General features: G+C 62.9%; 8 protein-coding genes. All 8 read right to left on the minus strand.

Features of this window, described 5'->3' with window-relative positions:
- Positions 1-53: 53 nt before the first annotated feature.
- A complete protein-coding gene (locus AC07SI_RS16640) occupies positions 54-2,516 on the minus strand; it encodes a TonB-dependent siderophore receptor (RefSeq protein ID WP_495006109.1) in 2,463 nt (820 codons plus the stop codon).
- A 99-nt stretch (positions 2,517-2,615) separates the two neighbouring features.
- Entirely contained in the window at positions 2,616-3,566 is a 951-nt protein-coding gene (locus AC07SI_RS16645; protein WP_495006110.1) for a FecR domain-containing protein, read from the minus strand.
- Positions 3,563-4,084 (minus strand): sigma-70 family RNA polymerase sigma factor, encoded by a 522-nt coding sequence (locus tag AC07SI_RS16650; RefSeq protein ID WP_495006111.1) that lies wholly within the window; start codon positions 4,082-4,084, stop codon positions 3,563-3,565. Before AC07SI_RS16650 ends, AC07SI_RS16645 begins: the two co-directional genes overlap by 4 nt.
- 123 nt (positions 4,085-4,207) lie before the next feature.
- A complete protein-coding gene (locus AC07SI_RS16655; RefSeq protein WP_495006112.1) occupies positions 4,208-5,809 on the minus strand; it encodes an ABC transporter ATP-binding protein in 1,602 nt (533 codons plus the stop codon).
- A 1-nt stretch (position 5,810) separates the two neighbouring features.
- Positions 5,811-6,830, minus strand: coding sequence for an ABC transporter permease (locus AC07SI_RS16660; RefSeq protein WP_065906391.1), 1,020 nt, complete (start codon positions 6,828-6,830; stop codon positions 5,811-5,813).
- A gap of 1 nt (position 6,831) precedes the next feature.
- Positions 6,832-7,905: a microcin C ABC transporter permease YejB gene (locus AC07SI_RS16665; protein ID WP_065906392.1), complete on the minus strand. Its 1,074-nt coding sequence runs from the start codon at positions 7,903-7,905 to the stop codon at positions 6,832-6,834.
- A complete protein-coding gene (locus AC07SI_RS16670; protein WP_065906394.1) occupies positions 7,906-9,744 on the minus strand; it encodes an extracellular solute-binding protein in 1,839 nt (612 codons plus the stop codon).
- Entirely contained in the window at positions 9,741-11,570 is a 1,830-nt protein-coding gene (locus AC07SI_RS16675) for an extracellular solute-binding protein (RefSeq protein WP_495006113.1), read from the minus strand. The genes AC07SI_RS16670 and AC07SI_RS16675 overlap by 4 nt, the downstream gene beginning before the upstream one ends.
- Between the last annotated feature and the right edge of the window lie 339 nt (positions 11,571-11,909).

Raw genomic sequence — 11,909 nt, forward strand, 5'->3', positions numbered from 1 at the left:
CATCCCTTGAGCGAGTGAAGGGGATGATTGCACAGACCGCCCGGGGCGTCAGCCTAGAAATCCCACTTGGTCGCCAGCTGCAGGCTGCGCGGTTCGCCATAGAAACCGGTGCCGAAGTTGCCCAGGCCCGTGTAGTACTTCTTGTCGAAGAGGTTCTTCACGTTCAGCGTGGTGCTCAGGTGGTCGTTGAAGCGATAGCGTGCCATCAGGTCGACCAGGTAGTAGCTGTCCTGCGTGATGCGCGAATCGTGGCCGAAGTTGACCGTGTCATTCGGGTCCGGCTGGAACACCTTGCCGAAGAACTCACTCTGCCAGTTCACACCGCCGCCCACGGTGATGTTGTCCAGGGCGCCCGGCAGGCGATAGGCGCTGAACAGCCGTACGACTTGTTGCGGCGTGGTGGTCTGCAGCACCGAGCTGTAGACGTAGCCGTCATTGGCATCGCGGGTGTGCTGGTAGGTGTAGCCGGCGGAGATATTCCAGCCGTCGAGCACTTCGCCCGACAGCTCGGCTTCGAAGCCTTTGGTGGTGGCGCCGGCGATGGGGCGGTAGATCGAGTCGCTCTCGAAGCCCGAGACGTACTCGGCCACGTTGTCCTGTTCGATGCGGAATGCGGCAAAGCTGGCATTCAGGCGGCCGCCGTAGAACGCTGCCTTGAGCCCCGCTTCATAGGTCTGGCCTTCGACCGGGTCGAGCAGCTTGCGGTCGGCATCCTTGCTGGTTTGCGGGCGATAGATCTGGGTATAGCTGGTGTAGACCGACCAGGTGTCGTTCAGGTCATAGACGACCCCGGCATAGGGCGTGACCACGCCACTCTGGTGGTAGGTGGCGCGGTTGTCGGCCTGGGCGGGGTCAAAGAAATCGGTGGTGTCGGTGCCGCTGAAATTGCTCACGCGCGCGCCGAGGATCACCGCCAGGTCATCGGTCGGTTTCAGGCGAGTGGCGAGGTAGGCGCCGGTCTGGCGTTGCACGATATCGTTCTGGCCGCTGCGTGGGATGTCGGGCTTGGGGTATTCGCCGTGCCAGTCAAAGATGCTGCCGCCCACCGGTGGGTAGATCGAACCGTATACCGGCACGTCCTGTTTCGAGCGGGTGGCCATGAAGCCCATGATCAATTCGTGCTCGCGGCCGAACAGGCTGAACGGCCCGCTGAGGTTGACGTCCAGGGTGTTCTGCACCTGGTCGCCCTTGTACTTGCCCATGAACATGTACATGCCCTCGCCGCTGACCGGATCGGGGTTGCCGCCACTCGCGGAGGCGAGCAGGGTGTCGTGCTGGCTGCGCTTGCGGTCGAGGCTGACTTTGAGCGACCAGTCATAGGCGAGCTTCTGCTGCACCGAGGCGAAGATCGTCTGGTTCTGGAAGTCGCGACGGCTCCAGTCGGCGGCCGGGTTGAACGATCGCGAGAAGTTCGTGCGCGAGCCGTCGCTGAAGTACATCGGGAAACCGGTCCAGCTGGCGCCGCGCGAGCGGGTGTCCTGCTGGTCGATGCCGAAGGTCAGCAGGGTGTCGGGGGTGAGATCCGCTTCGAGGATGCCGTAGGCGATGTCCTTGGTGTTCTGGTAGTGGTCCAGGTACGACTGGCGATCCTGGTACACGCCGACAAAGCGCCCGCGCACATTGCCAGACTCGGTCAGGGGGCCGGAGATATCGCCTTCGGTGCGGTAATTGTCCCAGGAACCGAAGGTCTGGGTGACCGACGCCTTGAAGTCGCGGGTAGGTTTTTTGCGGATCAGGTTGACGGTGGCCGAGGGGTCGCCGGAGCCGCTCAACAGGCCCGCCGACCCCTTGATGATTTCCAGGTGGTCGTACACCGCCATGTCGGTACTGGTGGTGCCGTAGTCGTACACGCCGTCATAGGTGGAGTTGACGCCGTCGTACTGGAAATTGGTGATCGGCAAGCCCCGGCTGGAGAACTCCCAGCGCTCGCTGTCGTAGTTCTGCACACTGACGCCCGGGGCGCGGCGCAGGGTGTCGGCGATGTTGTTGGAACCCTGGTCGTCCATCTGCTGGCGGGTGATCACGGTGACCGACTGCGGGGTTTCGCGCATCGACAGCGGCAGGCCGGTGGCCGACGCCATGGAGCCTGTGGTGTAGGCGTGGGTGTCTTCGGTGGTGGCGCCCAGGTCCTGGCCGGAAATGGTGGTAGCACCAAGCTCCAGGGCGCCGGTGTTGGCCGGGACCGGTTCGAGTACGTAGCCGTTGTTGCCTTGGGGCAGGGCTTGCAGGCCGCTGCCCTGCAACAGGCGCTGCAAGCCGCTGGCCGCGGTGTAGTTGCCATTCAGGCCTGGGCTGGTTTTACCTGCGGCGAGGCTGTTGTGCCCGGCGATGAAAATACCCGACTGCTCGGCAAAGCTGTTCAGCACATTGACCAGGGAGCCGGCGGCAATACGGTAGCTGCGCGCGGCTTCCTGGGTCGATGGTGTTTCGGCGGCGTGCAGCGTCGGTGCGCCGAGGCAAAACAGCGAGGTGGCCAACGCCAGTGGGCGCAGCGCGAAGCGAGCAGGTTGCGGCATGAATGTTTCCCTTTGGATCAAATCGATCGGCGAATTGAAAGCGTCTGCAGGGTTAACCGAACGAGTTTTGAAAAAGGGCACTGGCGGTTGAAGATTTTTTCACTGGGGGCTGACGGTGACCCACCACGGCAGCAACCGGTCGACGCGAATCGGCAACGCGGCTTGCAGCAGGCGCAGGGCGTGGTCGCTGTCCTTGAGCGGGAATGAACCCATTACCGGCAACTGCGCCACGGCCGGGTCGCAACCCAGGTGGCCGGGACGATAACGGTTGAGCTCGGCGACCAGCTCGCCCAGCGCCAGGTTGTCGGCCAACAGCACGCCACGGCTCCAGGCCTCACGGGCGGGAGAGGCCGGGGCGGTCGGGTCGAAACCGTTGCGGGTGAACCTGACCTGCTGGCCTGCCTCGATGATGCGCACCTGCTGGTTGAGGGTGCTGACCTGCACCCGGCCTTCGAACACGTTGAGTTGGGTATGCTCGTCGCCCTGCAGCACGCTGAAGCGGGTGCCCAGCGCCTGCAGCCGGCCGTATTCGGTGTCCACCAGGAATGGGCGGCTGGCGTCCTTGGCCGTGTCGATCAGCACTTCGCCAAAGCGCAGGCGCAGCAAGCGTTGCGTCGTATCGAAGCGCACATCCAGCGCGCTCAGGGCGTTAAGCCATACATGGCTGCCATCGGCCAGCAAGGCGTCGCGGGTTTCGCCGCTGGCAGTGGCGTAGTCGGCGCTCCAGCCGCCCACCAGCCGGGGCAGGGCGGTGTTGCGCCAGGTGCCCCAGGCCAGCGTCGAACCGGCGCACAGCACCAGCAAGGTCTTGAGGGTCTGGCGCCGTGAACTGCGCAGTGCACGGCCGGCGCCCTGGGAATGCTCCATCAACGGTGCGAAGCGCTGGCTGACGCGCTCCACATAGTGCCAGGCCGCCAGGTGCTCGGGGTTCTGCATCAACCAGGATTGCCAGCGTTGCTGCTCCTGGGCGCCGCTCGGGTCCTGCAGGCGCACGTACCACTGCGCGGCCTGTTCCAGGCTCGCGTGGCTGAGTTTGCCGGTGCGGCTCATTGCACCAGCATCCCGTCGAGCTCGGCTTCGAGGATCGCGCAATGCAGCAAGGCCTGGGCCATGTACTTCTTGACCATGCGCTCGCACACGCCCAACTGTTGCGCGATCTGTTTGTAGGTCAGGCCATGCAGTTGCGCGAGCAGGAAGGCTTGGCTGACCTTTTTCGGCAGGCGGGCGAGCATGGCATCCACTTCGTAGAGGGTCTCGACGATGATGGCGCGCTGTTCCGGCGATGGCTGCGTCGCCTCCGGGCCCAGCGCCAGGCTGTCGAGCCAGGCTTTCTCCAGCTGGCGACGACGCCAATGGTCGATGCACAACCCGCGGGCAATGGTGGCCAGGTAAGAGCGCTGGCGCACGTGATCGGTCTCGGCGGGGGGCCGGCTGAGGATGCGGATAAAGGTGTCGTGAGCCAGGTCAGCGGCATCCCAGCGATCGTTCAGGCGTCGGCGCAACAGGCCAAGCAACCAGCTGTGGTGGGAACCGTAGAGGTGGGTGAAAGAGGTCGACACAATATCCATCCAGCGCAAAAGAATTGGCGTAAATAAGAATTGGTCGCGATTAAAGCAAAGGGCGGGAAGGTGCGCAAATGATATTGGTTTGCTTCCAGGTGGGAGCGGGCTCCCACCTGGGAGTGCAGTGCGTCAGGCCGGTACCAGGAAGGCAGCCTCCAGCAACTGCCGGGTGTAGGCGTGCTGCGGGTCGGCGAAAATCGCCTGGGCGTCGCCTTGTTCCACCACCTGCCCCTGGTTGACCACCATCAACTGGTGGCTCAGCGCCTTCACCACCGACAGGTCATGGCTGATGAACAGGTAAGTCAGGTTGTACTTGGCCTGCAGGCTGCGCAGCAATTCCACCACTTGGCGCTGTACGGTGCGGTCCAGCGCCGAGGTGGGTTCGTCGAGCAGGATCAGGCGTGGCTTGAGCACCAGCGCGCGGGCGATGGCGATGCGTTGACGCTGGCCCCCGGAGAACTCGTGGGGGTAGCGATTGCGCGACGCCGGGTCGAGGCCGACCTCTTTGAGCGCGGCGATGATCGCCGCTTCCTGCTCGGCCGGTGTGCCCATCTTGTGGATGCGCAGGCCTTCGCCGACGATCTCGCTCACGCACATGCGTGGGCTGAGGCTGCCGAACGGGTCCTGGAACACCACCTGCATTTCGCGGCGCAACGGGCGTACCTGTTGCTGGCTGAGCGTGTCCAATTGCTGGCCTTCAAAGCGGATTCCGCCCTTGCTGGCGATCAAGCGCAAGATGGCCAGGCCCAGGGTGGATTTACCCGAGCCGCTTTCACCGACGATGCCCAGCGTCTGCCCCTGCGGCAGGCTGAAGTTGATGCCGTCCACCGCCTTGACGTAATCGACGGTGGTGCGCAAAAAGCCTTTCTTGATCGGGAACCACACCTTGAGGTCATCGACCTCCAGCAACGGCGGACCGATAGCGTTGCTGGCCGGCCCGCCGCTGGGCTCGGCTGCCAGCAGCTCCTGGGTGTAGGGGTGCTGCGGCGCCTGGAACAGCGTCTCGCAATCGGCCTGTTCAACGATGCAGCCCTGTTGCATCACGCACACCCGATGGGCGATGCGCCGCACCAGGTTGAGGTCGTGGCTGATCAGCAGCAAGGCCATGCCCAGGCGTGCCTGCAGCTCCTTGAGCAACTCCAGGATCTTCAACTGCACGGTGACGTCGAGGGCGGTGGTCGGCTCGTCGGCGATCAACAACTCCGGCTCGTTGGCCAGTGCCATGGCGATCATCACCCGCTGGCGCTGGCCGCCAGACAACTCATGGGGCAGGGCCTTGAGGCGCTTGTGCGGCTCGGGGATGCCCACCAGTTCCAGCAGTTCCAGGGTGCGCTGGGTCGCGACCTTGCCGGTGAGGCCTTTGTGCAGGCCGAGTACCTCGTTGATCTGCTTCTCGATGTTGTGCAGCGGGTTCAGCGAGGTCATCGGCTCCTGGAAGATCATCGCGATGCGGTTGCCGCGAATGTGCCGCAGGGTTTTTTCCTTGAGCGTCAACAGGTCTTGCCCGGCGTACTCGATGGTGCCCGACGGATGCCGAGCCAACGGGTAGGGCAGCAGGCGCAGGATCGAGTGGGCGGTCACCGATTTGCCGGAGCCGCTTTCGCCGACCAGCGCCAGGGTTTCGCCGCGCTTGATGTCGAAGCTGACGTTGTTCACCACTCGGTGGTGATGCTCGCCGGTGACGAACTCGACAGAGAGGTCGCGGATTTCGATCAGATTGTCCTGATTCATCTCATTTCCTCGGGTCGAAGGCATCGCGAGCGGACTCGCCGATAAACACCAGCAGACTCAACATGATCGCCAGCACGGCAAACGCGCTCATGCCCAGCCACGGCGCCTGCAGGTTGGATTTGCCCTGGGCCACCAGTTCACCCAGCGACGGTGAGCCCGCCGGCAAGCCGAAGCCGAGGAAGTCCAGGGCGGTGAGGGTGCCGATGGCGCCGGTGAGAATGAACGGCATGAAGGTCATGGTCGAGACCATGGCATTGGGCAGGATGTGGCGGAACATGATCGCGCCGTTCTGCATGCCCAGTGCCCGGGCCGCGCGTACGTATTCCAGGTTGCGCCCCCGCAGGAACTCGGCGCGCACCACGTCCACCAGGCTCATCCAGGAAAACAGCAGCATGATCCCCAGCAGCCACCAGAAGTTGGGCTGCACGAAGCTGGCGAGGATGATCAGCAGATACAGCACCGGCAACCCGGACCAGATTTCCAGGAAGCGCTGCCCGGCCAGGTCGACCCAGCCGCCATAGAAGCCCTGCAGGGCGCCGGCGATCACACCGATGATCGAGCTGAGCACGGTCAGCGTCAGGGCGAACAGTACCGACACACGAAAGCCATAGATCACACGCGCGAGCACGTCACGGCCCTGGTCATCGGTACCCAGCAGGTTCACCGCGGACGGTGGCGCCGGGGCCGGTACTTTGAGGTCGTAGTTGATGCTCTGGTAGCTGAACGGGATAGGCGCCCACAAAGTCCAGGCATCCTTGGCCTTGAGCAATTCCTGGATATACGGGCTCTTGTAGTTGGCTTCCAGCGGGAATTCGCCGCCGAAGGTGGTCTCCGGGTAGCGCTTGAGCGCCGGGAAATACCAGTCGCCATCGAAGTGCACGGCCAGCGGCTTGTCGTTGGCGATCAACTCCGCGCCCAGGCTCAGCACAAACAGGATCAGGAACAGCCACAGCGACCACCAGCCGCGCTTGTTGGCCTTGAACCGCTCGAACCGGCGGCGATTGAGGGGGGATAGATTCATCTCAATGCTCCCGGCTGGCGAAGTCGATGCGTGGATCGACCAGGGTGTAGGTGAGGTCGCCGATCAGTTTCACGATCAGCCCCAGCAGGGTGAAGATAAACAGCGTGCCGAACACCACCGGGTAGTCGCGGTTGATGGCCGCTTCAAAGCTCATCAGGCCGAGGCCGTCGAGGGAGAAGATCACTTCGACCAGCAAGGAGCCGGTGAAGAAGATGCCGATGAACGCCGAGGGGAAGCCCGCGATCACCAGCAACATTGCATTGCGGAACACGTGGCCGTAGAGCACGCGGCGGTTGGTCAATCCCTTGGCCTTGGCGGTGACCACGTACTGCTTGTTGATCTCGTCAAGAAAGCTGTTCTTGGTCAGCAGGGTCATGGTGGCGAAGTTACCGATCACCAGCGCGGTGATCGGCAGCGCCAAGTGCCAGAAGTAGTCGAGAATCTTGCCGCCCCAACTCAGCTCGTCGAAGTTGTTGGACGTCAGCCCGCGCAACGGGAACCAGTCGAAATAACTGCCGCCGGCAAACACCACGATCAACAGGATCGCAAACAGGAACGCCGGGATCGCGTAGCCGACGATGATCGCCGAGCTGGTCCACACATCAAAGTGGCTGCCGTGTCGCGTGGCCTTGGCGATCCCCAGCGGGATCGACACCAGGTACATGATCAGCGTGCTCCACAGCCCGAGGGAAATGGACACCGGCATCTTTTCCTTGATCAGGTCGATGACCTTGGCGTCGCGGAAGAAGCTGTCGCCGAAATCCAGCGTGGCGTAGTTCTTGACCATGATCCACAGGCGTTCCGGCGCCGACTTGTCGAAGCCGTACATCTTCTCGATTTCCTTGATCAGCGCCGGGTCCAGGCCCTGGGCGCCACGGTAGCTGGAGCCGGCCACCGCGACTTCGGCACCGCCGCCGGCGATGCGGCTGGTGGCGCCTTCAAAGCCTTCGAGCTTGGCGATCATCTGCTCGACCGGCCCACCGGGCGCGGCCTGGATGATCACAAAGTTGATCAGCAGGATGCCGAACAGCGTGGGGATGATCAGTAACAGGCGGCGAATAATATAGGCCAGCATTCAATCGCCTCCGCTCGCCGGATCGGCGGTCTGGGTGGTGTCCACGGTTACCGCCGGCTTGGCATCGGGCTTGGCCCACCAGGTGGCAGTGCCGACGTCATAGCGCGGTGAGACCTTCGGGTGGCCGAGGTGGTCCCAGTACGCCACGCGGTAGGTCTTGATGTGCCAGTTGGGGATCACGTAGTAACCGAACTGCAGCACACGGTCCAGGGCCTTGGCGTGGGCCACCAGGCTTTGGCGCGAGTCGGCGTCGATCAGCTCTTCCACCAGTTGGTCGACGGCCGGGTCCTTGAGCCCCATGTAGTTGCGGCTGCCGGGCTTGTCGGCGCTGGACGACGACCAGAATTCGCGCTGCTCGTTACCCGGTGAGGTGGACTGCGGGAAACTGCCGACCAGCATGTCGAAGTCCCGCGAGCGAATACGGTTGACGAACTGCGAGACGTCGACCCGGCGGATCACCAGGTCGATGCCCAGGTCGGCGAGGTTGCGCTTGAAGGGCAGCAGGATGCGTTCGAACTCGGTCTGGGCGAGCAGGAACTCGATGGTCACCGGTTTGCCGGTGGTGTCGACCATCTTGTCGTCGACGATGCGCCAGCCGGCTTCCTGCAGCAGTTGATAGGCCTCGCGCTGCTGAGTGCGGATCATGCCGCTGCCGTCGGTTTTGGCCGGTTCGAAGGCCTGGGTGAAGACCTCGGCGGGGATCTTGTCGCGCAGCGGCTCGAGGATCTTCAGCTCATCCGGTCCGGGCAGGCCGGTGGCGGCCATTTCGGAGTTTTCGAAATAACTGCGGGTACGGGTGTAGGCGCCGTTGAACAGCTGTTTGTTGCTCCATTCGAAGTCCAGCAACAGGCTGATCGCCTTGCGCACGCGCACATCCTGGAACATCGGCTTGCGCGTATTGAACACAAAGCCCTGCATGCCGGTGGGGTTGCCGTTGGGGATTTCTTCCTTGATCAGCCGGCCCTGGGCCACTGCCGGAATGTTGTAGGCGTTGGCCCAGTTCTTGGCACTGAACTCCAGCCAGTAATCGAACTGCCCGGCCTTCAACGCTTCCAGGGAGACGGTGCTGTCGCGGTAGTAGTCGGTGATGCGGTTATCGAAATTGTAGAAACCTTTAGTGATCGGCAGGTCCTTGGCCCAGTAGTCCTTGACCCGCTCGTAGCGGATCATGCGCCCGGCCTTGACCTCGGCGACCTGGTACGGCCCGCTGCCCAGCGGCACCTCCAGGTTGCCCTTGGCAAAATCACGCGTGGCCCACCAGTGCTTGGGCAATACCGGCAGTTGCCCGAGGATCAGTGGCAATTCACGATTGTTGGTGCGCTTGAACTTGAACAGCACGCGCAGTGGGTCCTCGGCGACCACTTCGTCGACGTCGGCATAGTAGGTGCGGTAGATCGGCGAGCCTTCCTTGAGCAGGGTCTGGAAGGTGAACACCACGTCTTCGGCACGGATCGGGTGGCCGTCGTGGAAGCGCGCTTCGGGGCGCAGGTAGAAGCGCACCCAACTGTTGTCCGGGGCCTTTTCGATCTTGCCGGCGACCAGCCCGTACTCCGTGATCGGTTCGTCCAGGCTCTGCATGGCCAGGGTGTCGTAGATCAGCCCCAGGTTGTCGGCGGGCACGCCCTTGCTGATGTACGGGTTGAGGCTGTCGAAGCCGCCCATGCTCGACTCGCGGAAGGTGCCGCCCTTGGGCGCGTCCGGGTTGACGTAGTCGAAGTGCTTGAAGTCGGCGGGGTATTTCGGCGGTTCGTTGTAGAGCGTCAACGCATGTTGCGGGGCGGCCTGGGCCGCGGTGCACAGCAACAGGCCGCCAAGCAGGGCAGTACGCAAATACATCATTGGGCTTTCTCCGAAGCTTTCAGCCACCACGCGCTTAGGCCCAGGCTATAGGGCGGCGTGGTGACAAAGGCGAACCGGTTGCGGTACGCCAAGCGATGATAGTTGAGGTACCAGTTGGGAATACTGTAGTGCTGCCACAGCAGCACCCGGTCCAGGGCGCGACCGGCCGCCAGTTGTTCTTCGCGGGTCTTGGCCGCCAGCAGTTGTTCCAGCAGGTGATCGACGATGGGGTTGTTGATGCCTGCGTAGTTCTTGCTGCCCTTGATGGCGGCCTGGCTGGAGTGGAAGTACTGCCATTGTTCGAGGCCGGGGCTCAAGGTCTGGTTGAGGGTGATGAGGATCATGTCGAAGTCGAACTGGTCCAGGCGCTGCTTGTACTGCGCGCGGTCAACCGTGCGCAGGCGCGCGTCGATGCCGATGCTGATCAGGTTCTCGACGTAGGGCTGCAGGATGCGCTCCAGGTTCGGGTTGACCAGCAGGATCTCGAAGCGCAGCGGTTGCCCGTCCTTGTCGAGCAGGCGTTGCCCCGACAGCTTCCAGCCGGCGTCGCCGAGCAGGGCGAGGGCGCGGCGCATGGTTTCGCGGGGGATGCCGCGTCCGTCGGTCTGGGGCAGGCTGAAGGCCTGCGTGAACAGGTTGGGCGGCAACTGGTCGCGGTAGGGCGAGAGCATCAGCCATTCATGGCCGGTGGGCACCCCGGTGGCGGCGAATTCACTGTTGGGGTAATAGCTGAGGGTACGTTTATAGGCGCCGCTGAACAGCGTGCGGTTGGTCCACTCGAAGTCGAACATCATGCCCAGGGCTTCGCGCACCTTGGTCTGGCTGAAGGTCGGCCGGCGCGTGTTCATGAACAGGCCCTGGCTCTGGGTCGGGATCTGGTGGGCGATCTGTGCCTTGATCACGTCGCCCCGGTTCACCGCCGGGAAGTTGTAGCCATTCGCCCAGTTCTTGGCCTGGTGCTCGATATAGATATCGAACTCACCGGCCTTGAATGCTTCGAAGGCCACATCGCTGTCGCGGTAGAACTCCACTTCGACCTTGTCGTAGTTATAAAAACCCTGGTTGACCGGCAGGTCCTTGCCCCAGTAGTCCTTGACCCGCTCGAACACCAACTGCCGCCCTGGAGTGACCTTGCTGATGCGGTACGGCCCGCTGCCCAAAGGGGGTTCGAAGGTGGTGGCCTTGAAGTCGCGATTCTTCCAGTAGTGCTGGGGCAGCACCGGCAACTCGCCCAGGCGCAGGATCAGCAGCGGATTGCCGGCGCGCTTGAACACAAATCGGATGCGATGCCGGTTGAGGATATCGACCCGCGCCACTTCCTGCAGGTTGGTGCGGTACTGCGGGTGGCCTTCGGTCAGCAGGGTGCGATAGGAAAACGCCACGTCATACGCGGTGATCGGCTTGCCATCGTGAAAGCGTGCTTCCGGGCGCAGGTTGAACACCACCCAGCTGCGGTCCTCGCTGTACTCCACCGACTGGGCAATCAGCCCATAGCTGGAAGTGGGTTCATCGCCGGACGGCGCGTACTGGCCAGTGCCGACCATCAACGGCTCGTTCAGCTCATTGACGCCGTACTGGAGGAAATTGGGCGTGGAAACCGGGCTGGAGCCCTTGAAGGTGTAGGGGTTGAGCGTATCGAACGTGCCAAATGCCATGACCCGCAAGGTCCGGCCTTTCGGCGCTGCAGGGTTTACCCAATCGAAGTGGGTGAATTTGGCCGGGTACTTGAGCGTGCCGAACTGCGTGTAACCGTGGCTCTCGGTAATCGTCGCGTTCGCACCAAAGCTCAAGGCCAGACTTATTAGTAAAAGGAGGGGACGCTTCAAGTCAGGAATCCGATCCAGGCAGCTTGGGCTTTATGATCGGTACAGTAACAGCTTGTTCCGGTTGGAAAAAGGCTGTTGCGGGGGCTGACTGAGGGCCGGCGAGGTCTTGAGCGGTATGACCGACAAATGTGGGAGCTGGCTTGCCTGCGATAGCATCGGCTCGGTATCACCGATACACCGAGGTGTCTGCATCGCAGGCAAGCCAGCTCCCACACTTGGGCCGCGTCGCTTCGTATATTGCGATCCCGCAGGGGATTGAAATAACGGCGACACCGCAATCCCCTGTGGGAGTTGTCGAGCTTCAGCGAGGCTGCGAAAGCGCTGTCTCAGGCGAAGAGA

This window comes from Pseudomonas sp. GW821-FHT05D12, assembly GCF_059419825.1.

Excerpts from the sequence above, each read along its gene's own strand:
- AC07SI_RS16640 (WP_495006109.1), bottom strand. The coding sequence starts at position 2,516 with ATGCCGCAACCTGCTCGCTTCGCGCTGCGCCCACTGGCGTTGGCCACC.
- AC07SI_RS16645 (WP_495006110.1), bottom strand. The coding sequence starts at position 3,566 with ATGAGCCGCACCGGCAAACTCAGCCACGCGAGCCTGGAACAGGCCGCG.
- AC07SI_RS16650 (WP_495006111.1), bottom strand. The coding sequence starts at position 4,084 with ATGGATATTGTGTCGACCTCTTTCACCCACCTCTACGGTTCCCACCAC.
- AC07SI_RS16655 (WP_495006112.1), bottom strand. The coding sequence starts at position 5,809 with ATGAATCAGGACAATCTGATCGAAATCCGCGACCTCTCTGTCGAGTTC.
- AC07SI_RS16660 (WP_065906391.1), bottom strand. The coding sequence starts at position 6,830 with ATGAATCTATCCCCCCTCAATCGCCGCCGGTTCGAGCGGTTCAAGGCC.
- AC07SI_RS16665 (WP_065906392.1), bottom strand. The coding sequence starts at position 7,905 with ATGCTGGCCTATATTATTCGCCGCCTGTTACTGATCATCCCCACGCTG.
- AC07SI_RS16670 (WP_065906394.1), bottom strand. The coding sequence starts at position 9,744 with ATGATGTATTTGCGTACTGCCCTGCTTGGCGGCCTGTTGCTGTGCACC.